This is a genomic window from Limnohabitans sp. Jir72 (assembly GCF_003063575.1).
In the GTDB taxonomy this organism is placed as follows: Bacteria; Pseudomonadota; Gammaproteobacteria; order Burkholderiales; family Burkholderiaceae_C; genus Limnohabitans_A.
Map to the genome: position 1 here is coordinate 625,931 of NZ_NESC01000001.1, position 22,200 is coordinate 648,130.

A 22,200-nucleotide genomic window follows, 5' to 3' on the forward strand; every position below is an offset into this window, starting at 1 on the left:
ATCGTTTGTTTTGGCATAAAGGACGTTTACAGTCCTGCCCATGATTGATTTGGGCTATGTCTTTGCAGGTTTCTTCGTGGGCACCATCGTGGGCCTGACGGGGGTGGGTGGCGGCTCGCTGATGACGCCGCTCTTGATCTTTTTCTTTGGCGTGAAGCCTTACATGGCGGTGGGCACCGACCTGCTGTTTGCGGCCTTCACCAAGCTGGGCGGCACCGTGAGTTTTGCCCGCCAGCGCATCGTGCCCTGGCGCGTGGTGGGTTTGCTCAGCGCGGGCAGCATTCCGGCTTGCCTCGTCACCCTTGGCGTTTTGCGCTGGGTGGGCCCGGCCGACCCCAAAGTGCAGGCCCTGATGACCACCACCTTGGGCGTAGCCCTGCTGCTCACTGCAGCCGCCATGCTCTACAAGGCCGTTCGCGGCAAACAAGTGCCCCGCCAACTGGCACCAGAGGACGAAGCCCTCGCCAGCACACCCCGCCACTGGAGCCTGCCGCTGCTGTTTGGCGCCCTGATTGGCACCTTGGTCACCCTCACCTCGGTGGGCGCGGGCGCCATTGGCGTGACGGTGCTGATGGTGCTGTATCCTCTGCTGCCTTTGCCGCGCATCGTGGCGGCCGACATCGCTTATGCCGTGCCCCTGACCTTGGTGGCGGGCCTGGGCCATGCGTCGCTTGGCTCGGTGGACTGGCCGCTTTTGGCCAAGCTGCTGGCCGGATCGATCCCCGGCATTTGGCTGGGCTCGCGCCTGACACACCACACGCCTGACCGCGTGATCCGTTCATTGCTGTCCGTGCTGCTGGCATGGGCGGGCACCAAACTCGTTCTGATCTGATTTTTTTACAGCTGTTGATATGTACCAGTACACCGAATTCGACAAAGCCTTTGTGCGCGCCCGCGCTGCAGAGTTCCGAGACCAGTTGGGTCGTTGGCAGACAGGTCAATTGACCGAAGACCAGTTCCGCCCCCTGCGCCTGCAAAACGGCTGGTATGTGCAGCGCTACGCGCCCATGCTGCGCGTGGCCGTGCCTTATGGCGAGATCAACGCGGCTCAGATCAAGGTGCTGGCCCAAATCGCCCGCGACTACGACACGCCGGACGCCGCCCTGCTGGCCGAAGCCCAAGACACCCAAGACAAAATTGCCGGTCTGGCCCCTAAGCTCACGACCAACTACGGCCACTTCACCACCCGCCAGAACGTGCAGTTCAACTGGATTCCACTGGACAAATCGGCCGACGTGATGGAGCTGCTGGCCACCGTGAACATGCACGGCATCCAGACCAGCGGCAACTGCATCCGCAACACCACCACCGACGAGCTGGCGGGTGTGGCGGTGGACGAAGTGGTCGATCCCCGGCCGTATGCCGAGCTGATCCGCCAGTGGAGCACGCTGCACCCCGAGTTTGCGCACCTGCCGCGCAAGTTCAAGATCGCCATCACCGGCGCCACCGAAGACCGCGCCGCCATTGGCTGGCACGACGTGGGCCTGCAAGTCATCCACAACGCTGCAGGCGAAGTGGGCTTCAAAGTGCTGGTGGGCGGCGGCATGGGCCGCACGCCGGTCAACGGCGTGGTCATCCGCGAGTTCCTGCCTTGGCAGGACATCATGAACTACCTCGAAGCCGTGGTGCGTGTGTACAACCGCTGGGGCCGCCGAGACAACAAGTACAAGGCCCGCATCAAGATTTTGGTCAAGGCCGAAGGCCAGCGCTACTTTGACGAAGTGGAAACCGAATTCCGCGAAATTTTGGAACGCGACGGCGCGCCACACACCCTGCCGCAGGCCGAACTCGACCGCGTGAAAGCCGGTTTTGTGGACCCAGCGCTGAACCTGCCCGAAAACACCGATGCGTGGTTGGCCCAGGCCGAAGCGGCGCTCAGCATCGAAGCGGCCAAGACGCCCGCTTTTGCACGCTGGCTGGCGCGCAATGTGCGCCCGCACCGCAACCCGCAACTGCGCGCCGTGTCGCTGTCCTTCAAGCGCTCGGGTTATGCCCCGGGTGACGCCACTGCAGAGCAACTCGACGCTGCCGCAGCTTTGGTGGAAAAGTATTCCGCAGGGGAAGCCCGTGTCTCGCACACCCAAAACCTGCTGCTGCCTTGGGTGCGTCTGGACCAGCTGCACGCGCTGTGGCGCGAAGCCCAGGCGCTGGGTGTGGCCCAGCCCAACATCGGTTTGCTGACCGACATGATCGCCTGCCCCGGCGGCGACTACTGCGCGCTGGCCAATGCCCGCTCCATCCCTACGGCCAGCGCCATCACCGAGCGCTACCAAGACCTGGACGAGCTGGAAGACCTGGGCCACATCGACTTCCACATCAGCGGTTGCATCAACTCTTGCGGTCACCACCACTCGGGCCACATTGGCATCCTGGGTGTCGATAAAGACGGCAAAGAGTGGTACCAGGTCACGCTGGGCGGCTCAGACGGCAAGGACCTGTCCGGCGCGGCCACGCCCGGCAAGGTGGTGGGTCCGTCCTTCTCTTCGTTTGAAGTGCCGGATGTGATCGAAGCGATTTTGAACACCTACAAAGAGTTGCGCGCTCCCAGTGCCGAAGGCAAGCAAGAAGCCTTCATCGAGACGCTGCGCCGTGTCGGTCAAGACCCGTTCAAAGCCGCAGCCAACGCGGCACGTCATCCGGCAGAGGAAACCGCCGCCTGAAGCACCCCGTAGGAGCCCACCCCTGTGGGCGATTCTTTCTATTGGGATTTGCAGGCGATCGCCCACAGGGTGGGCTCCTACAAAAACAAAACGACCATGAAAATCATCACCGCACAAGAACACGAGAGCGCCAACTCCACCGGCATCTTGGAACTCGCCAACGACGTGGACCCGCGCACGCTCGACCTGACCGGCATCACCCGCATCGACCTGCAGTTTCCGGCCTTCACCGACGGTCGTGCATACAGCCAGGCCTTTTTGCTGCGCCGCCGCCTGGGCTTTGCAGGTGAGCTGCGCGCCACAGGCGATGTGCTGATCGACCAGTTGGTGCAGATGCAGCGCACCGGCTTTGATGTGGCCGTGCTGAGCGAAGGCGTGGACGCTTCGGCGGCGCAACGCCAATTTGAACGGTTTACCGGGTTCTACCAAGGCTCGGCTGTCGAAACGAAACCCCAATTCGCCAAAGCCACCTGAGGTCAGTGGCCACAGGACGATCCACAAAACCAATCCGCCGACACACATCCCTGTAGGAGCCCACCCCGTGGGCGATGTCCCCTGCGAAGGACCACCCACCATCGCCCACGGGGTGGGCTCCTACAAAAAAACGCCATGACCTCTTCCCTCATTACTTCCCGCAACACGCCGCTCAAGGCCACCGAGCAAAACGCCAAAGCCAGCCCTGACTTTCCCGCCAAGCTGGCCGAGACCCAAGCCTTGCTGCAACGCGCTGCGGCCGAGTTCACCCCCGTCACGCAAGCGTCCAGCCTGGGCGCTGAAGACGTGGTGATCACGCACCTCATCAACACCCTGCAGCTGGACATCCCGGTGTTCGTGCTGGAGACAGGCGCGCTGCACACCGAAACCCTGGCCCTGCTGGAACGCACCCAGGCGCATTCGCGTGCGCCCATCGTGGTTTACCGCCCGGTGCAAGAGTCGGTGATCCAGTTCGTGCGCGACCAAGGCCAGGATGCGATGTACAAGTCGATCGAACTGCGCAAAGCCTGTTGCGGTGTTCGCAAGATGGAGCCCTTGGCCCGCGCCTTGAAAGGCCAACGCGCCTGGATCACCGGTTTGCGCCAAGAGCAATCCACCGCCCGCGCTGAAGTGCCGCTGCTCGACACCAGCGAAGAAGCCACCAAAGGCCTGGGCAAATTCAACCCATTGGCCAGATGGACTTGGGGCGACGTGTGGCACTACATCGCCGAGAACAAAGTGGACTACAACCCGCTGCACGACCAGTTTTTCCCCAGCATCGGCTGCGCGCCTTGCACACGGGCCATCAGCTTGGGCGAGGAGTTCCGCGCCGGGCGCTGGTGGTGGGAGGACGAGGCGGCCAAGGAGTGTGGGTTGCACGTCAAAACCTGAAACACCGTCAAGCCCATCCCTGTAGGAGCCCACCCTGTGGGCGATTGTTAAACCCCAAGACGGAAGGATCGCCCACGGGGGTGGGCTCCTACAAAAACCAAAGAGAAACCTGTATGACCGCCACCACACCCCAAGAACTGCACACCCTGAGCAATGCTCACCTGGACGCGCTGGAAGAAGAAACCATCTTCATCCTGCGCGAAGTCGCCGCCGCCTTTGAGCGCCCCACCCTGCTGTTTTCGGGCGGCAAGGATTCGCTGGTCATGCTCAAGTGCGCCGAAAAGGCTTTTGGCGCAGGCCGCATCCCCTACCCCCTGCTCATGATCGACACCGGCCACAACTTCACCGAAGTGACCGACTTCCGCGATTCGCGTGCGAAAGAGTTGGGCGCTGAGCTGATCGTGCGCAGCGTCGAAGACTCCATGAAAAAAGGCACCGTGCGCCTGGCCCACCCGGGCGAGAGCCGCAATGTGCACCAGTCGGTCACGCTGCTCGAAGCGATTGAAGAGTTCCGCTTTGACGCGCTGATCGGTGGTGCCCGCCGCGACGAAGAAAAGGCCCGCGCCAAAGAGCGCATCTTTTCGCACCGCGACAGCTTTGGCCAGTGGCAGCCCAAGGCCCAGCGCCCTGAGCTGTGGACGCTGTTCAACCACAAGCTGCAGCCCGGCGAGCACTTTCGCGTGTTCCCCATCAGCAACTGGACCGAGCTGGACGTGTGGCAGTACATTGCCCGCGAAAACATTGCGTTGCCATCGATCTATTACACCCACAAACGTGAAGTGGTGGACCGCCGGGGCCTCTTGGTGCCGGTGACCGAGCTGACACCGCCCAAAGACGGCGAAGAAGTGGTGGTGCGCGACGTGCGTTTTCGCACCGTGGGCGACATCACCTGCACCTGCCCGGTGGAAAGCACTGCCGCCACGCCTGAGCAGATCGTGATCGAAACGCTGGCGGCCGATGTGAGCGAGCGCGGGGCGACCCGCATGGACGACAAAACGTCCGAGGCTTCGATGGAGAAGCGCAAAAAAGACGGCTATTTTTGATCACGGGGGAACCAAACATGCACAACAACCAACATTTCTCAGCCCTCAAATTCATCACCTGCGGCTCGGTCGACGACGGCAAAAGCACGCTGATTGGCCGCCTGCTGGTCGACACCAAGGCCGTGCTGCAAGACCACTTGGCGGGCGTGCAGCGCTCGGGCGAAACCGACTTGGCTTTGCTGACCGATGGCCTCTCCGCCGAGCGCGAGCAAGGCATCACCATCGACGTGGCTTACCGCTACTTCAATACCGAAGCACGCAAATTCATCATCGGCGACGCGCCCGGCCACGAGCAGTACACCCGCAACATGGTCACCGCAGCATCCAGCGCCGACGCTGCCGTGGTGCTGGTTGACGCCATCAAGCTCGACTGGGCCAACCCCGACCTGCAACTGCTGCCGCAAACCCGCCGCCATTCGCTGCTGGTGAACCTGCTGCGCGTGCCCTCCATCGTGTTCGCCATCAACAAGCTTGATGCCGTGGCCGATCCGGCCGTGGCTTACAAAAACATCGCAGGCGCTTTGAACAAGTTCGCCCAAGAAGCGGGCATCACGGTCGCGGCCATGGTGCCCGTGTCGGCGCTCAAGGGCTGGAATGTGGTGACTACCGAGAACAATGACCAAGCCGACTGGTGCGGCTACACCGGCCCGAGCCTGCTCAGCATCCTCGAAGACCTGCCCGTCACCCCGGCCGAGACCGATGTGGCCTTCAGCTTCCCGGTGCAGTGGGTCGAAAAGTTCCATGACTCCGGCGTCACCACCCAAGGCCGCCGCGTGTTCTGGGGCCGTGTGGCCACCGGCAGCATCGCGCCGGGCCAAACGATCAAGGTCTTCCCGAGCGGGCAGACTGCTGTGGTGTCGCAAGTGCTGTCGGCCACCCGCCAGCCGCAAAACAAGGCCGCTGGCCACAGCGCAGGCATCGTGCTCGACCGCGAGGTGGACGTGTCGCGTGGCGACTGGCTGCTTGCGGCCGAAGGTGCTCCTGAGGGCCAGCGCCAGCTGAGCACCACCATCGCCTGGATGGACGACGAACCTTTGGTGGCAGGGCGCCTTTACTGGGCACTTCATGGCCACCGCTGGGTCAAGGTCAAGGTGCAGCGCGTGGTGCACCGCCTGGACGTGAACACCCTGGCCGAAGAAGAAGCCACCGAGCTGGCGCCCAACGCCATTGGCCACGTCACCCTGGCCCTGCAAGAGCCGCTGGTCACCCTGCCCTTTGCCCAATCGCGCATCTTGGGCGCGCTGGTGCTGGTTGACACGGCCAGCCACAAGACCTCAGGCGCCGTATTGGTCCATTGACGAAACTTGTCGGGGCTAAAGCCGCCGACCAACCCATCATCGAGGTCGGCGGCATTAGCCCCGACAAATTCACCCACAATGGCAGATGCCATTGATTCAGCTTCAACCCCTTGCCCAGCAGGGCTGGCTCACAAGTTGCTCAACGATCTCCTTTAAAATCACGACTTTGGTGCTGCTCGTGCAGCCGCCCATTCAACTTTCCGAGTCCATCATGACCCACGTTGTTTCCGAATCCTGTATCCAGTGCAAATACACCGACTGTGTGGACGTTTGCCCTGTGGACTGCTTCCGCGAAGGCCCCAACTTCCTGACCATCGACCCCGATGAGTGCATCGACTGCGCCGTGTGCATCCCCGAGTGCCCCGTGAACGCCATCTATGCTGAAGAAGACCTGCCCGCCGACCAACAGCACATGACCCAGCTCAATGCCGATCTGGCACTCTTGCCCGGCTGGAAGAGCATCACCAAGCGCAAAGCCCCGCTGCCCACGGCCGACGAGTGGAAAGACAAGACCGGTAAGCTGGCCGAACTGGTCCGCTGATCGCCAGCACTGATGCACCATGGCCGAATCTTTCGGCCATTTTTTTAAAGCGCCTCCCGACACATGACTGCACGCATTGAAACCGAAGCCTTGGTCATTGGTGCAGGCCCCGTGGGTCTTTTCCAAGTTTTCCAGCTCGGTCTGCAAGGCATTGCGTGCCATGTCATCGATGCCCTGCCCCATGTGGGCGGCCAATGCGCAGAGCTTTACGCGGACAAGCCGATTTACGACATCCCCGGCATTGCCGTGTGCACAGGTCGTGAATTGGTGGCGCGTTTGCAGCAGCAAATAGCGCCCTTCCAACCCACACTTCATCTGAGCCAACTGGTTTGTCGACTGGAGCGCCAAGCCGATGATCGGCTACTCGTCGAAACCACTTGCGGGAACATGTTCATCGCGTCAACCGTATTCTTGGCCGCAGGCGTGGGCGCTTTTGTGCCTCGTCAGTTGGTGCTCGACGGGCTGGCGTCTTTCAACGACACCCAGGTTTTTGCCCAAACGGTCGACCCGGCACGCTGGACAGGCCGGCACCTGGTGGTGGCCGGTGATGGTGACGCCGCTTTGCAAACCTGCCTTGACGCCTGCGAGCATGCAGCATTGGGCGACGGCGCAGCCAGCATCACGCTCTTGCACCGGCGAGACCAATTCACAGCCGAACCCGAGCGCGTCGCCCTGATGCGCCAAGCCTGTGCGGCAGGCCGCATGCGCTTTGTGCCCGGCCAGCCAACGGGTCTGCGCCATGCGGCAGGCCGTCTGGAGGCCCTGGAACTGCTGAACCCGCAAGGCGAGTCGGAATGGTTGCCACTGGACGTCTTGCAAACCTGCCTGGGCCTGTCGCCCAAACTGGGGCCTGTGGCGCAATGGGGCCTGGCCATGGAGCGCAAGCAACTGGTGGTCAACACCGAAAACTTTGGCACCTCCGAGCCCGGTATTTTTGCCGTCGGTGACATCAACACCTACCCCGGCAAAAAGAAGCTGATCCTGTGCGGCTTCCACGAGGCCACCCTGGCCGCCTTTGGTGCGGTGGCCTTACTCCGGCCCGATGAAAAACCCCTGCTGCAGTACACCACCACCTCCACTCTGCTGCACAAGCGCCTCGGGCTTTGACCCCGCAGATCTTCGGCTTCAGTCCCAGCATTCAATCGCGGTGAACTTGCCATCGTCGCAGTGGCGGTGCGGACCGGCACGCCATCTCCTGTAAAATTCAGAGGCCATACTGCTCTAGCGGTGTGGCATCCGCTGGGGGTGTTGAAGTCCGTGAGGGCTTCGACTGAGAAAGTCCCTTTGAACCTGATTGAGGTAATCCTCGCGCAGGGAAGCTTGCCAAGCGAACGGCACATGCACCAGGCCCTGTACCGTTCCAAGTCAGCCGACCTGCCATTTTTGAAATGGCACCGCAAAGTGGCTCATGACAACTTTTCTTTTGACGACATCGTCACAGAATTGCTGAACTTCATCGCACGCCAAAGCGTCAGCGACGAAGACTTCAACACCCTCGCGATGAAGCTGTTCGCACACCAGTTTGAACACAACCGCCCGTTTCAAATGTTTTGCCAAGGCCGTGGCAAAACCCCACGCGTGGTGAAAAGCTGGAAAGACATTCCTGCCGTGCCCATCAATGGCTTCAAAGACCTGACGCTCAGCTGCGTGCCGCCCGAGACTTGCGCTCGCACCTTCATGACCAGCGGCACCACGCGCGGTGATGTCAAAGGCCGCCACTACCACCCGAGCATGGCGGTGTACGACGCTTCTATGCTGGCTAACTTTGCGCAACACGTCATGCAAGGCGATGCCAAGCTGCGCATGGGCATTTTGTTTCCAGACGAGGTGTTGATGCCCAACTCATCGCTGGCCCATTACTTGGCTCTGGCACTCGAACACTTTGGCACGCCAGACAGTGCCTACTACTTGGACGACCAAGGTCTGCGCATCGACGCTTTGTGCGAGGCCCTGCAAGACGCCCAAAAAGCGGGCGAACCCTTTGCGCTTTTGGGTGCCAGCTACAGCTTTGTGCACCTGATGGACGCCTTGCAAGCGCGTGGGCTGCACTTCACGCTGCCCCAAGGCAGCCGCTTGCTCGACACCGGCGGTTTCAAAGGTCAGTCGCGCGAAATTCCGATGGATGCGTTTTACGAGCAACTGAGCGCCACCTTCGGCGTCAGCCGCGAACAGTGTCTCAATATGTACGGCATGACCGAGTTGAGCACCCAGTTCTACGACGCGGGCAACAGCATCGTGCCCTCGGTCAAACGCGGCCCGCACTGGATTCGCTCGCGCTTGGTCGATCCACTCACAGGACAAGACGTGCCCACTGGCGAGCGCGGCATCTTGGCGCACACCGACTTGGCCAACTTTAACTCGGTGGTCACCATCTTGACGGAGGACGTGGGGCTGGCCAACGACGACGGATTTGTGTTGCTGGGCCGTGCCGAAGGCGCGCAAGCTAAAGGCTGCTCGATGGCAGTCGACAACTTTTTGAAGGCAGCCCAGGCATGACCCACAACGTGTTCAAAGCGGGCTACCTGCCAGGCTTAACCGATGCCGACGTGACGTGGCATCGGTTGAGTGTGGGCACGGGCACAAGCACGGGGACCCCTTCGCGCATGAACACGGACATCGGCTTGGGCGCACAGGCACAGGCACAGCCATTGCCATTGCAAGTCGATGTGCCACAACTCACCGCAGCACAAATGGCCGCGCTCGCACAACGTGTGCAAGACGCCAGCCGGACGCATTTGAAAACCATGCCCGTCTCCGACATCATTCGCGTGCTCGACAAAGCCACGGCCCGTTTGCTGGATGTCAACGACAGTTATCGGCAACAGCTAGACCGCCTGCTGCCCCAAGCCACAGGCTTTGACGCCGAGATGGTGCGCCTGAACTTGAACGCTTATTTGCAAACCTTTCGCGGCTTGCAGTTGCAACGCTTTGTGGCCGAAGACTTTGCCAACCCCAAGGTGCTGGACGAATTTCAACCCCGCCCCCAAGGCGGCTGGACACGCGCCTTTGGTCCTGAGTTGCTGGTGCATGTGTGGGCTGGCAATGTGCCCGCCTTGCCAATGTGGAGCTTTGTCTCTGGGCTCTTGGTCAAGGCAGGAAGCATCGGCAAAGTCTCTAGCGCCGAGCCGGTGTTTGCCACGTTGTTCGCCCGCCTGTTGGCCGAGGTCGAACCGCGCTGGGCCGATTGTTTTGCCGTGGTGTGGTGGCCCAGTGGGACATTGGCGCAAACGCACAACAACGCTGAACATGCGCCAGACTCAGCCGAGGCCTTTGCCACGGAGCAAACCACATTCGCCTTGGCAGACGTGGTACTGGCCTACGGTGGCAACGAGGCTTTGCAGGCCATGCAAGCCCATGTGCCCGTGACTACCCGCTTTTTGCCTCATGGCCACAAGCTGAGTTTTGGCATGGTGTCGGCCGCCGCGCTGTCGGTGCATAAGGCGACAAGCGTGGCGCGTCAAGCGGCGTTGGATGTAGCGCGCTACGACCAACAAGGCTGCTATTCACCGCATGTGTTTTACGTGCAACGCGGTGCGCCAGTCAGCCCGCATGACTTTGCGCAACACCTGGCCCACGCGCTGGCAACCTTGCAGCACAAGCTGCCGCGCCGTGTGTTGTCACTGGAAGAAGCCGCGCAAGCGGGCGCTTGGCGCGAGGCCCATGAGTTCGCATCATTCAATGACAGCGCACAACACGCGCCCTTGCATGCCGTGCTGGGCAGCACCGAGGGGCTCAGCACCAGCACTGTGGTGTTCAGCGAACGGCCCTTACCGCTCACCGCAGGCCCGCTGAATCGCCATGTGTTGGTGGTTGCCGTGAACACGTTGGACGACGTGATGCCCCTGATTGCCCCACAACGCCATTACCTGCAAACCGTGGGCCTAGCAACAGCCCCCGAAGAGTTGTTGCATCTGGGTAGCAGCTTGGGCCAAGCGGGTGTCACACGCATTTGCGCGTTAGGCAGCATGACCTCCCCCGAAGCCGGTTGGCACCACGATGGGCGTTTCAGCCTGCTGGACTTGGTGCGCATGGTGGACATCGAGGCCTCCACCGAGCGTGAGGCCGAGCGCTTCACGTCCTACGAGGTGTGATGCCTTGAACCCTTTCGCTGTGAACCCTTTAGCTTCAAACGTTTTACCCATGCATTTCTTGCAACTCAACGCGCTGCACTTTGCCTACCCCGACCGGGGCGAGGTGGTGCGCGACGTTGGCTTGCAACTCGCGCCTGGCGAAATTCATTGCCTGATTGGCCGCAGTGGCTGCGGCAAAACCACAGTGCTCAAACTCGCGGCGGGCTTGCTCACGCCACAACAAGGCCAGGTTCAACTCAAGGGCCAGACTGTGCTGCAACCCACTTCAGACATGGGCTTTGTGTTTCAGTCCCCCACGCTGCTGCATTGGCTCAGCGTTCTCGACAACGTGTTGCTGCCGCTCAGCTTGCACGGCACCGTTACGAATGCTCGCCGTGCGCACGGCGAGCAGCTGCTGGCGCAAATGGGCTTAGCAGCTTTGCGCCACGACAAACCCCATCAGCTCTCGGGCGGGCAACAAAGCCGCGTGGCGTTGGCCCGTGCCTTGATCACCCAGCCTGCGGTACTGTTCCTAGACGAACCATTTGCCGCCCTCGACGCCATCACCCGCGAAGACTTGCAGCGCGACTTTTTGGCGCTCTGCCAAGCGCAAGGCACCGCCGTGCTGTTCGTGACGCACGACATGTCAGAGGCGGTGTACTTGGCCGATCAGGTCAGCCTCATGCACGAGGGGCGCATTCAAGCGCCGCTGCACATCGACTTGCCGCGCCCGCGCCAAACTGCCATGCGCTACACCCCCGCCTTCAACGCGCTGTGCGAACAGCTGCGACACGCCATGGACGCCACGCTGTGATGAAACGCGACGCCGCTCTCTCTGTCGTTTTAGGCCTCGCTTGTTTAGCGGCATGGGAAGCCGCCGTGCGCGTGGGTCACACCTCGCCCTTGGTGCTGCCAGCACCGTCCGTGGTGGCGCAGTCACTCTGGCAAGGACTGAACAGCGGCTACTTGTGGCCACACATGGCCCACACACTGACCGAGGTGGTGCTGGGCTTGCTGCTGGGCGCCTCCATGGGTTTTGTGGGTGGCGTGGTGCTGGGCGAATCGGCGCGCTTGCGCGGCGTGCTCATGCCTTATGTGGTGATCAGCCAAGTGGTGCCCAAGCTCGCGCTGGCCCCACTGTTCATTGTGTGGTTTGGTTTTGGCATGTTGCCCACGGTGGTGATGACCGCCTTGATTTGCTTTTTCCCATTGCTCGAAAACACCGCCACCAGCATGCAACAAGTCGATGCCAACAAGCTAGAGCTGTTTCGCATGCTGCGCGCCAGCCCTTGGCAAACCCTGTGGCGCTTAAAGCTGCCTGCGGGCTTGCCCAGCATCATGGCGGGCTTGCGCGTGGCCGTGGTGCTGGCTTGGGTGGGCGCGGTGGTCGGTGAGTTCATCGGTGCCAGCCGTGGTTTGGGCGCGTTGATCATTGCCGCACAAGGCTCGATGGACACGCCGCTGATGTTTGCAGTGCTCACCGTCATCACGGTGCTCGGGCTCATGTTTTACAAAATTTGCGAATGGCTAGAGCGCCGTTTGCTCGGTACCGCTTCCACACTTTCAACACTTTAAACAAAGACTTCGTCATGACTTGTCGCAACACTTCGCACACATCCAGCCCTTGGTTGCACCGCCTCACGGCGCATTTACGTGCCGATCTTCGCGCCAACGTCAGCACCAATTTACGCGCACATCTAAGCGCTCACGCACTAGCCCTTGGCGTCATTTGCGCCTTGGCGCTCTCAGTCGTCACCCCTACCACGGGCTGGGCACAAACTTCCCCCAAGCTCGACAAAGTGGTGGTGGCGGGTTGGAGCAAGCCCATCACCGAAATCACCAACTTGCTGGTGGAAGAAGACAAAGGCTTTTTCAAAGCTCGCGGCATTGAACTGGGTTACGTGCCAGGGGCTGGCGGTGGCGACGCGCTGCGCAACTTGCTCAGCGGTCAGGCCGACGTGGCCTTCACCGACCCCGGCTCCTTTTTCACCGCGCTAGACAAAGGCGAAAAGCTGCGCGCCATTTATGACATCTACCCGCAAAACGTGTTCAACGTGGTGTCGCTCAAATCACAAAACATCCTCAAACCCGCCGACCTCAAGGGCAAGCGCATCGGCGTGTACAGCTTGGCCAGCGGCACCCGCCAAAACTTGCAGGTGCTGTTGAACCAAGCCGGGCTGACCGAAGCCGATGTGACCGTGGTGGTGACGGGCTTGTTGAACTTCGCACCCCTCATGCAAGGCCAAGTGGACGCCACAGCGGCCACCGACACCGGCTTGCTGGTGGGTCGCCAAAAGGGTTTGGGTGGCGTGAATGTGATGGAAGTCAAAAACCACCTCAACATTTCCAGCGACTTCTTTGTGGTGCGTGAAGACACCTACCAGCAGAAAAAAGACGTGCTCAAACGCTTCTTGCACGCCTACCAAGACAGCGCCAAGTGGATGATGCAGTCACCTGAAGAAGCGGCCAAGCTCGCGGTGAAAGTCGCTATCGACGGCCAAAATGCCAGCATGAACTTGGACATCATTCGACTGCGCAATGAGTCCAGCGTGTCTGCCATCACCGACCAACGCGGCTTGGGTGCTTTTGATATGGCTGGCCTGCAAAAAGGTGCCCACGCCTACAAAGCCTTCGGCGTGATTCAGCACGACCTCAAAGTGAGCGATGTGGTCAGTCAAGACTTGCTGCCAAGCCACACAAAACCTGTAAGGGCCAACGCGAATAACGCTGCTCGCACCCCAACTCAAGTCACGCCACCAACCAGCACCAAAGCTGCCACCTCAAAATGAACCCGACACCCCGCAACTTCGCAGGCCAAGTGGTCTTGGTCACAGGCGCCAGCCGCGGCATTGGCGCTGCCATTGCCAAAGCGTTTGCACGCGAAGGTGCGATGGTGCTGGTGAACTACCTGAACAACCATGCCGCAGCCGAAGATGTGGTGACCCAATGCCAACACCTCGGCGGCGATGCGTGGGCGCTGTCAGCCGATGTGCGTTCGCCCGAAGCCGTGAACAACATGGTGGCGCAGGCCTTGCGCGAAACTGGCCGCATCGACGTGGTGGTGAACAACGCGTTCAGCCCCTACACCTTTGACCCCGACCACCGCCAACGTTTTGGCGATGTGCCTTGGCAGTCTTACCAAACGCAATTCGATGGCGCGGTGCATGCGGCCTACAACGTGTGTCAAGCGGTCTTGCCGCACTTCAAACAACGCGGGCAAGGCAGCATCATCAACTTGACCAGCGACTTGGTGGACCGACCCAGCATCGCGTACCACGACTACACCACGGCCAAGGCCGCACTCGTGGGCTTCAGCCGCAACCTGGCCGCCGACTTGGGGCCCTTGGGCATTCGTGTGAATTGTGTGGCACCCGGTTTGGTGAACCCCACAGACTCCAGCCGTGCCACCAAAGAATCGGTGAAAGACGCGCTGATCGCTCAGACCCCGCTGGGCCGTTTGGCCACGCCCGACGATGTGGCGGGGCCGGTGCTGTTTTTGGCGTCCGACTGGAGCCGCTTCGTCACGGGTCAGGTGTTGACGGTCGACGGCGGATTGGTGATGCGATGAAGCGGCACGGGCGCAAACCCATGATTCAACGGACCATGGCCGTGGCCCGTGGTCACGTCTGCACCTTGTGCAATCGCACCCAAGATGAAGGTCCGCGCCAAGCGCACGGCATCGCTCAAGCCATGGCCCAAAGCCAAGTGCGCCGCAATGGCCGACGACAAGGTGCAGCCTGTGCCGTGCACATTGCGGCTGGGAATGCGCGTGGACGCCAAACGTTGCGAAGGGCCGTTGGCCTGCACCAACAAATCGACCACCTCATCGCCCGCCAAGTGCCCGCCTTTGAGCAACACGGCGTTGGTGCCCATGGCGAGCAAATCTTGCGCGGCGGTGTCCAAGGCTTGGGCATTGGGAATGTCGCGGCCCAAGAGCAAAGCGGCCTCGTCCAAGTTCGGCGTGATCACGCTGACACGCGGGAACAACTCGCGCACCAACACTTGCACAGTCTCGCTGGCAATCAAGCGGTCGCCGCTGGTGGCCACCATCACGGGATCGAGCACGACATTCTTCAGCTGGTAATGGTCGATGGCCCAAGCCACCACCTCCACAATGCCGGGCGCATGCAACATGCCGATCTTGATGGCGTCGACACCGATGTCGTCCACCACGGCCTGAATTTGCGCTTTCAAAAACTCGGCGGGCACGGCATGAATGCCTTGCACGCCCACGGTGTTTTGCGCGGTCAGTGCGGTGATGGCGCTCATGCCGTAGCAACCCAAGGCCGCAAAAGTTTTCAGGTCGGCTTGGATGCCGGCACCACCGCCGCTGTCAGAGCCAGCAATGGTGAGCACGCGTGCGTAGCGGTAAGAAGGGTTCATGGCTGGCATTATCCGCAAATCACAAAGGACCTCGTTTCATGAGTGCACAACTTTCAAGCGTGGTGCTGGGCGCGGGCCTGATGGGCCGTTTGCTGGCCCACACCTTGGCGCAGCTCGGCCACCAAGTGACGGTGTACGAGGCGCAAGGCCCTGACGCCCAAGGCGCAGCAGCACGTGTGGCCGCGGCCATGTTGGCCCCACTGGCCGAATCGGCCATCACCGAATTGCCCGTGGTGCAGATGGGCCAGCACGCGCTCAAGCGTTGGCCCGAATTGATCGCGCCGTTGTCGGAGCCGGTGTTCTTTCAGCAAAACGGCACGCTGGTGCTGTGGCACCGCCAAGACGCGGCCGAGGCCAAGCGCTTTGAGCAGCTGATGCACCGCACACAGCAACAACTGCCCAGCTTGCCTGCGGCGCAAACCCTGAACGCAGAAGGTTTGTTGCAGCACGAGCCCTCGTTAGAAAACCGCTTTGCTCAAGCCCTGTACTTGCCGGGTGAAGGGCAACTGGACAACCGCCAATTGCTGGCCGCGTTGCTCAAAAGCTTGGAGCAGCAACACGTTGCCCTGCACTGGAACAGCCCCCGCGCACCTGAAGACTTTCAGCCGGGTCAGATTGGCCAACCCGATTGGGTGTTCGACTGCCGCGGCTTGGGCGCACGTACTGAATGGACCCAACTGCGCGGCGTGCGCGGTGAAGTGATTCGCTTGCACGCCCCCGAAGTCACGCTGGAGCGCCCCACCCGCTTGATTCACCCCCGCTACCCCATCTACATCGCGCCCAAAGAAGACCATGTGTTTGTGATCGGCGCGACCGAGATTGAGACCGAAGATTTATCGCCCGCCAGCGTGCGCTCTACGCTGGAGTTGCTCAGCGCGGCCTACACCGTGCACAGCGGCTTTGCCGAGGCGCGCATCCTGGAAGTCGCTACACAAGCACGCCCGACCTTGACCGACAATTTACCGGCCATCCGCTGTTTGGGCGAGCGCACTTTGCAGATCAACGGCCTGTACCGCCACGGTTTTTTGATCTCGCCCGCCATGCTCGACGTGGTGATGGAGTGGGTGCAACACCACACCACCGCCTTGGCCACACAATTCCATTTGAAGTTTGAACATGTCTGACACGACCCTCGAAGTGCTGATCAACCAAGCACCGTACACCTTGCCGCAAGGCGCCACACTGGCCGATGCGGTGGCCGTGTCTGGCATTCAGCCACCCTTTGCAGCCGCTGTGAATCTGCAGTTTGTGCCACGCGGGCAATATGCAGCGCACGCGCTATGTGACCTCGACAAAATTGAATTAATCTCCCCCATCACAGGCGGATAAATAGACCATGACCACACCCACACTTCACGCCGACCCGCTCACGCTGTACGGCGACACCTTTCAAAGTCGCTTGATGCTGGGCACCTCGCGTTACCCATCGCCCAGCGTGTTGCTGCAGGCTATTGAACGCTCGCAACCGGCCATGCTGACCGCCTCGCTGCGCCGTCAAACCGGCAGCGGGGGTGAAGCATCACAAAGTTTTTGGAACCTGCTGCGCGAAGCCAAAGTGCCCGTGTTGCCCAACACCGCCGGTTGCCACAGCGTGCAAGAAGCCATCACCACGGCCGAGATGGCGCGTGAGGTGTTTGAAACCGACTGGATCAAACTCGAACTCATTGGCGACGACTACACCTTGCAACCCGACACGCTGAACTTGCCCGAGGCAGCCAGCCGCTTGATCAAGGCCGGCTTCAAAGTGCTGCCCTACACCACCGACGATTTGGTGCTGTGCCAACGTTTGGTCGATGTGGGCTGCCAAGCTGTCATGCCTTGGGCCGCGCCCATCGGCACGGGCAAAGGCCCCATCAACCCGCATGCCTTGCGCACTTTGCGCGACCGCTTGGATGTGCCCATGATCGTGGACGCGGGCTTGGGCCTGCCCTCGCACGCCTGCCAAGTGTTGGAGTGGGGCTTTGACGCCGTGCTGCTCAACACCGCCGTGGCTTTGGCGCAAGACCCCGTCAGCATGGCCGGTGCCTTTGCCGATGCCGTCAACGCAGGACGCGCCGCCTACCGCTCGGGCGCCATGCAAGCGCAAGACAGCGCTCAGCCCAGCACGCCCGTGCTCGGCACACCGTTTTGGCACCAAGCATGAGCTTGCACATGAGCACAGCACAAGACATCGCCCAAGCACTGGCCACGCAACACGCGGCCATGCTGGCGGGCGATGCCGCGTCTTATGCACAAGCCGTGCACGCCAACGATGCGACGCTGAGCACGGAAACTGCCGGCGTGTTGCAAGGCTGTCGCATGCTGGGATTTTTAGAGCATGACGCGCAGTGCGTGGCGCAAGCTTGGGGCCTGCAAACGAAACGCACAGGACAGTTCTCGGTGAATGACTGGCCTTGCACGCCGCAAGATTTCGGCATCGCGCCCGCCCCCCGTGCCAATGCATTCCCCACCTGCCCTCACGCACTGGGCCTGTACGCCGTTCTGCCCGACGCCCAATGGGTGGGCCGCATGGTCCGTGCTGGGGTGCCCACGGTGCAGTTGCGTTTCAAGTCAGACGATGCAGCGGCCATTCGCCATGAAGTGCGCGCAGCCGTGCAAGCCGTGCAAGGCACAGGGACCCTGCTGTTCATCAACGACCACTGGCAAATCGCCATCGATGAGGGCGCTTACGGCGTGCACCTCGGCCAAGAAGACATGGACGACGCCCCCATCGACCAGATTCGCGCAGCCGGTTTGCGTCTGGGCCTGAGCACACATGGCTATGCAGAAATGCTGCGCGCCGATGCGGCGAGCCCCAGCTACATCGCCTTGGGAGCCGTGTTTCCCACCACCCTCAAACGCATGCAAACTGCACCGCAAGGCACCGGACGTTTGTATGCCTATGCAAAGCTCATGCACCATTACCCTTTGGTGGCCATTGGTGGCATTGATGAGGCGCAATTCCCCGTGGTGATGCAAAGTGGTGTGGGCTCAATTGCTGTGGTCCGAGCCATTACGGGCGCGACGAAACCAGAAGCGCAGGCACGCACGTTGAACAGCTTGTTGACCCACAAACAAGAGTAAAACGAAGTCTGTGAAACAGGGGGCATTCATTTTTTTAAAAATCTGCATCCCCCTCTCAAAAGCACCCCAAAAATGACGCTATAATTGATGTATTGTTCCTCAATAGCTCAGTCGGTAGAGCGCCGGACTGTTAATCCGTAGGTCCCTGGTTCGAGCCCAGGTTGAGGAGCCAAAAATCTAAGTTCTGAGCTGCTTAGAATAAAAATGCCCGCTAAACAGCGGGCATTTTTTTTGCCTCAAAAAGGCTGCGCTCAACAACCTCGCGCAATGCGCAGTTCATGCGGGCACCAAAGACCATTTGCGTTGACGATGCCAACACCCGTTCAGGCACTTGCTCCTGAGGTCGGGCACCATCACAGTCTCACATCAGAACTTGCGTCCCGCAGAGATACACAGCGCTCGGGGTGCACCATGAAAAAAGCCTCCAACTGTTTCCAGTTGGAGGCTTTTGTACGATCAAATGGTCGGCGTGGCGGGATTCGAACTCGCGACCCCTTGCACCCCATGCAAGTGCGCTACCAGGCTGCGCTACACGCCGACAATCTCTGATTATACATTGGGAAATTGAGCTCACAGAGTCAGAAGCGCACGAATTTCCAAAAGCTCTTGATGAAAAGCGGGGTAATCAGCCGCCGCATCCCCAAAATCAAACGCCCCCCTCTCGGGTGGTGTTGCCGTGATCAAATCATCGTCACCCAATTTGCCCTCAGTGTCTGACAAGACACCATCCTGTCCATGACGACGACCCAGACGATCTGCGTGGACCAATTCTTGCAGTTTATTGCGCGCCCCACTGATCGTGAATCCTTGGTCATAGAGCAAATCGCGAATGCGGCGGATCATCAGCACTTCATGATGCTGGTAGTAGCGGCGATTGCCACGGCGCTTAACTGGCCGCAACTGGGTGAACTCTTGCTCCCAATAGCGCAGCACATGCGGCTTGACACCACAAAGCTCACCAACTTCACCAATGGTGAAATAGCGCTTTGCTGGAATGGGGGGGAGCGAACTGTCCATGAACGACAACAAGTTACGTGGAAAACCTTGTAGCTTACTGCAACTTATGGCTACAAGTCCAGTGACTTCATTGTCATGAAACAGTGCGCGCCAACAAGGCAAGGCCATTAAACCAAAGCCACAACGATGGACATTGAATGAACGGGTGATCCAGCGCATGACCTGACATTGTTGGGATTGGATGAAGCAGTAAGCTCTGGACTTAGGGATCTGGGATTCAGAAATCGGAATCCAACAGAACAGCCCATTTCAGGACGCATGTTTCAATGGAGAACCCCCGATGGCGACAGGAAATAAAACACGATTGAAGAGCTTCGGCAAAACTTGGAAATGCCTGCTGATGTACCTGTTTGCGCACACCCCCATCAGCATGGCTCAGACGCCTGAATCCATTGAATTTGAACCCCATGCAACATGGCAATTCAAGCTTACTCCCTCGGTCTATCAAACCAGCCATCAACCCAGTGCAAGCGACCTGAACCTGCGTGCCAACGCGTCAGCACAAACGTTGTGGATCGGCCAATACGATCAAGCCGCTCAGTTTCACCAAACACGCTTGGGTTACGAGTACGCACTAGATACCGAGTGGGGGAAAGTAACGCCCTCCATACAAGCGGCAAGCGGGGGATTTTGGGGCGGGTCCCTCAATGCGCAGTGGGGTAAAACAACGTACCTGATGGCAGGGTGGGGACGCACCAATTTGCGCGAGTATTACAACCTGAATTTCGATCCCAACGATGCCCTCACTTTTGGCGTGGGCGGCTTGGTGAGCGATTCTCAGCAATGGTCAATCTGGCGCACCCAAGATGACCGTCTGCAAACAGGTCAACGTGTCACACACCTGCTATGGCGCTACCGCTTGCCCAGCGGGCAGCGTTTAACCCTGGATGTCGCGACAAAAAAGGGGAGAAGCGATCCCAGCACCGAACGGGTCAAAGGCAACAGTTTGAGTGCCACTTGGGATTGGTCCCGTTATTTTTTGCGTTTGGCTTGGGACCAAAAGGTGAATTTTTCTGATGAAGACCAAAAGCGCCTGAGCTTGGGTTGGCATTTCTAACACCTTGCTCTTTTACGCCAACGAATGGCCAATCCGCGCACCTGTGTAGCAGGTAGGTGCTTGGGATTCACCAACTCAAGCGCCTTGATCCGGCCTGAGCGGATGAAGGAGATCAGAGACGGCAAGCTCTGCACCGACACCAGGCACAATGCCCAAGCAGTCACCTCTGATCGCCAAGCTTTAGGGCAACAAGCCACTCTTTCAAAAAATCAGGCAGCGAATTTTGGTCTGATAAAATTCATTGAAAATTCACCATATACACATAAAATAATTTATACGGTATTCTGAAATTTTTTCAGCGTTTTAAACAATTAAAAGACAGTGGACCATGAGCGGTGACAAACCTCACAGCCTGACGGCAGATCCATTGACCGCCCTTCCTGCACACGTGTATTTACTGACTCTGAATGGCGTGCCTTGTTGGTCTGAGAGCACAGATCTGATGGGTGTTGCATTCAAAGGACACACCGCGGCCCTGCCGTGGGCTCCTGTCGGTGTGTCTGGCTTGATTGCCAGCGAACAGGGGCCAATTGCTTTATTGAACCCGCAAACAGCCAAAGCAATGACTGCAAGCGCTGAGGTCAACAAGCCATTGATGGCCATCGTCAGAACCCACAAAGGTCTGATCGCAGTAGAAGCAAGCCACATTGCCGACAACGCGGGGCGACATATCAGTGACGACAGTACCAAACTTCAAGACCATCTGGCTGCTGCACTGAAAACGCTAAGCCCTGCCCAAGAGCACAAGCCATCGCCCACACAAGCAGCCACCCAAGCGATGACCGAGTCACGCACATTCTTGCGCGTCAGGAGCGGCGGGATAGATCTTGCTGTTCCAGCCGAGCGCGTGCATTTGGTCGACAGGCCTGAGCAAGCTCTCCCAATGTCCCCTGGCCAGACGCTCGATTGGATTGTGAAATTGGGCGATCAATGGATCTGTGCTCAGTCCTTGAGCGCATTGCACGATGCAGAGGAAACGACACGGGCAGAACCATGGTGCCTGTGCATCGATGAGCCAAGCACTTCTCAAGGTTTATTGGTTGAACAAGTCATCGGTTTGCTGACTGTGAATATCGCCCAGATCAAGGTATTCAACCGGCAAGCCGGCCACTCAACGTGGCTCGTGCTCGCGGATGAGCATCCGATCAAGGTATTGGCCGATACACCCAAGCCATCTGAAGGCGCGGTTTACAGCCCACTCGGACGCAACACTGACTCATTGACAGGCCAGCAATCGTCCAACACTGATTCTCAAACCAAGGTGTTGAGCCTCATCGTTGGGCCGTACCAAATCGCGATTGCGCAGAGCATGGTCAGCTCGGTCATCGGCACACTGGAGGGCATAAACATCGATCCGAAGCACGGGCGCGCCAAGTGCCCCGTGGTGGATCTTGCCCGCTTTTTCGATGTCGATTTGCAGGTGAACGCCTGCTTTGCCGTAAAGGTAAAACTGGGCCACAAAAATGTGGTGCTGCTGTGCGAAAGAGCAGAATTTTCACAAAATCGCGAAAGGTTTTGGCCCCTGCCTGCCGTACCCCATCAAATCAACAATTTCTTTCACAGCGTGCGGTTGATCAAAGACCGGTGCGAACTTTTGTTAAGAAACGCTGAACCGAGCCATGAATGGAAACATTGGGCCAAAACGATGCCTCAATGCGCCCATATGGGTTGGCTTTCGAATGACCATAAATTTTGATCTCAAA

The 22,200-nt window shown here is 59.7% G+C and carries 23 protein-coding genes, 2 tRNA genes and 1 riboswitch; of the genes, 22 read left to right on the top strand and 3 right to left on the bottom strand.

The window, feature by feature from the left end; genetic code table 11:
- The first annotated feature begins 40 nt into the window (after positions 1–40).
- From B9Z52_RS02700 to B9Z52_RS02765, 14 genes are all read left to right on the top strand, one after another.
- Complete coding sequence (locus B9Z52_RS02700; protein ID WP_108412287.1) at positions 41–832, top strand: sulfite exporter TauE/SafE family protein; 792 nt, start codon at positions 41–43, stop codon at positions 830–832.
- A gap of 19 nt (positions 833–851) precedes the next feature.
- A complete protein-coding gene (locus B9Z52_RS02705) occupies positions 852–2,660 on the top strand; it encodes a nitrite/sulfite reductase (protein WP_108412288.1) in 1,809 nt (602 codons plus the stop codon).
- A gap of 96 nt (positions 2,661–2,756) precedes the next feature.
- Positions 2,757–3,134: a DUF934 domain-containing protein gene (locus tag B9Z52_RS02710; protein WP_108412363.1), complete on the top strand. Its 378-nt coding sequence runs from the start codon at positions 2,757–2,759 to the stop codon at positions 3,132–3,134.
- A 135-nt stretch (positions 3,135–3,269) separates the two neighbouring features.
- Positions 3,270–4,025, top strand: a complete 756-nt coding sequence (locus B9Z52_RS02715) for a phosphoadenylyl-sulfate reductase (RefSeq protein ID WP_108412289.1) — start codon at positions 3,270–3,272, stop codon at positions 4,023–4,025.
- A gap of 113 nt (positions 4,026–4,138) precedes the next feature.
- Positions 4,139–5,068: a sulfate adenylyltransferase subunit CysD gene (gene cysD / locus B9Z52_RS02720; protein ID WP_108412364.1), complete on the top strand. Its 930-nt coding sequence runs from the start codon at positions 4,139–4,141 to the stop codon at positions 5,066–5,068.
- Between the two features lie 17 nt (positions 5,069–5,085).
- Complete coding sequence (locus B9Z52_RS02725; RefSeq protein ID WP_108412290.1) at positions 5,086–6,366, top strand: sulfate adenylyltransferase subunit 1; 1,281 nt, start codon at positions 5,086–5,088, stop codon at positions 6,364–6,366.
- A gap of 211 nt (positions 6,367–6,577) precedes the next feature.
- Positions 6,578–6,907, top strand: a complete 330-nt coding sequence (gene fdxA / locus B9Z52_RS02730) for a ferredoxin FdxA (RefSeq protein WP_108412365.1) — start codon at positions 6,578–6,580, stop codon at positions 6,905–6,907.
- A 63-nt stretch (positions 6,908–6,970) separates the two neighbouring features.
- Positions 6,971–8,014 carry an NAD(P)/FAD-dependent oxidoreductase gene (locus B9Z52_RS02735; protein WP_108412291.1) on the top strand — a complete coding sequence of 348 codons (1,044 nt, stop codon included), beginning with the start codon at positions 6,971–6,973 and terminating at the stop codon, positions 8,012–8,014.
- Between the two features lie 124 nt (positions 8,015–8,138).
- Positions 8,139–8,241, top strand: a riboswitch (TPP riboswitch).
- 4 nt (positions 8,242–8,245) lie between these two features.
- Positions 8,246–9,403, top strand: coding sequence for an AMP-binding protein (locus B9Z52_RS02740; protein WP_108412292.1), 1,158 nt, complete (start codon positions 8,246–8,248; stop codon positions 9,401–9,403).
- Positions 9,400–10,998: an acyl-CoA reductase gene (locus B9Z52_RS02745; protein ID WP_108412293.1), complete on the top strand. Its 1,599-nt coding sequence runs from the start codon at positions 9,400–9,402 to the stop codon at positions 10,996–10,998. The genes B9Z52_RS02740 and B9Z52_RS02745 overlap by 4 nt, the downstream gene beginning before the upstream one ends.
- Before the next feature lie 49 nt (positions 10,999–11,047).
- The gene (locus B9Z52_RS02750) at positions 11,048–11,791 is read left to right on the top strand and encodes an ABC transporter ATP-binding protein (RefSeq protein ID WP_108412294.1); all 744 of its coding nucleotides are present in this window, start codon (positions 11,048–11,050) and stop codon (positions 11,789–11,791) included.
- Positions 11,791–12,552, top strand: coding sequence for an ABC transporter permease (locus tag B9Z52_RS02755; RefSeq protein WP_108412295.1), 762 nt, complete (start codon positions 11,791–11,793; stop codon positions 12,550–12,552). Before B9Z52_RS02750 ends, B9Z52_RS02755 begins: the two co-directional genes overlap by 1 nt.
- Before the next feature lie 14 nt (positions 12,553–12,566).
- A complete protein-coding gene (locus B9Z52_RS02760; protein WP_233251782.1) occupies positions 12,567–13,766 on the top strand; it encodes an ABC transporter substrate-binding protein in 1,200 nt (399 codons plus the stop codon).
- Complete coding sequence (locus B9Z52_RS02765) at positions 13,763–14,545, top strand: 3-oxoacyl-ACP reductase (RefSeq protein WP_108412296.1); 783 nt, start codon at positions 13,763–13,765, stop codon at positions 14,543–14,545. The genes B9Z52_RS02760 and B9Z52_RS02765 overlap by 4 nt, the downstream gene beginning before the upstream one ends.
- On the opposite strand, the gene thiD is transcribed toward B9Z52_RS02765, so the two are convergent.
- A complete protein-coding gene (gene thiD / locus B9Z52_RS02770) occupies positions 14,506–15,369 on the bottom strand; it encodes a bifunctional hydroxymethylpyrimidine kinase/phosphomethylpyrimidine kinase (RefSeq protein ID WP_108412297.1) in 864 nt (287 codons plus the stop codon). The two genes, B9Z52_RS02765 and thiD, sit on opposite strands and share 40 nt — an antisense overlap.
- A gap of 29 nt (positions 15,370–15,398) precedes the next feature.
- Here thiD and B9Z52_RS02775 point away from each other — a divergent pair, with 29 nt between their 5' ends.
- From B9Z52_RS02775 to B9Z52_RS02795, 5 genes are all read left to right on the top strand, one after another.
- A complete protein-coding gene (locus B9Z52_RS02775) occupies positions 15,399–16,484 on the top strand; it encodes an FAD-dependent oxidoreductase (protein WP_108412298.1) in 1,086 nt (361 codons plus the stop codon).
- Positions 16,477–16,689, top strand: a complete 213-nt coding sequence (thiS, locus tag B9Z52_RS02780) for a sulfur carrier protein ThiS (protein WP_108412299.1) — start codon at positions 16,477–16,479, stop codon at positions 16,687–16,689. The genes B9Z52_RS02775 and thiS overlap by 8 nt, the downstream gene beginning before the upstream one ends.
- Before the next feature lie 7 nt (positions 16,690–16,696).
- Positions 16,697–17,503: a thiazole synthase gene (locus B9Z52_RS02785; protein WP_108412300.1), complete on the top strand. Its 807-nt coding sequence runs from the start codon at positions 16,697–16,699 to the stop codon at positions 17,501–17,503.
- An 8-nt stretch (positions 17,504–17,511) separates the two neighbouring features.
- Positions 17,512–18,423 (top strand): thiamine phosphate synthase, encoded by a 912-nt coding sequence (thiE, locus tag B9Z52_RS02790; protein ID WP_108412366.1) that lies wholly within the window; start codon positions 17,512–17,514, stop codon positions 18,421–18,423.
- A 96-nt stretch (positions 18,424–18,519) separates the two neighbouring features.
- Positions 18,520–18,595, top strand: a tRNA-Asn gene (locus B9Z52_RS02795).
- A gap of 289 nt (positions 18,596–18,884) precedes the next feature.
- Here the strand turns inward: B9Z52_RS02795 and B9Z52_RS02800 are convergent.
- A tRNA-Pro gene (locus B9Z52_RS02800) sits at positions 18,885–18,961 on the bottom strand.
- A 32-nt stretch (positions 18,962–18,993) separates the two neighbouring features.
- Entirely contained in the window at positions 18,994–19,440 is a 447-nt protein-coding gene (locus tag B9Z52_RS02805) for a MerR family transcriptional regulator (RefSeq protein ID WP_108412301.1), read from the bottom strand.
- A 280-nt stretch (positions 19,441–19,720) separates the two neighbouring features.
- On the opposite strand from B9Z52_RS02805, the gene B9Z52_RS02810 reads away from it, so the two are divergent.
- From B9Z52_RS02810 to B9Z52_RS02815, 3 genes are read left to right on the top strand one after another with little or no spacing between them, the layout of a single operon-like run.
- A complete protein-coding gene (locus tag B9Z52_RS02810; protein WP_146182766.1) occupies positions 19,721–20,497 on the top strand; it encodes a hypothetical protein in 777 nt (258 codons plus the stop codon).
- 60 nt (positions 20,498–20,557) lie between these two features.
- A complete protein-coding gene (locus B9Z52_RS17560; protein ID WP_146182767.1) occupies positions 20,558–20,785 on the top strand; it encodes a hypothetical protein in 228 nt (75 codons plus the stop codon).
- Between the two features lie 40 nt (positions 20,786–20,825).
- Positions 20,826–22,193: a hypothetical protein gene (locus tag B9Z52_RS02815; protein ID WP_146182768.1), complete on the top strand. Its 1,368-nt coding sequence runs from the start codon at positions 20,826–20,828 to the stop codon at positions 22,191–22,193.
- The last annotated feature ends 7 nt before the right edge of the window (positions 22,194–22,200 follow it).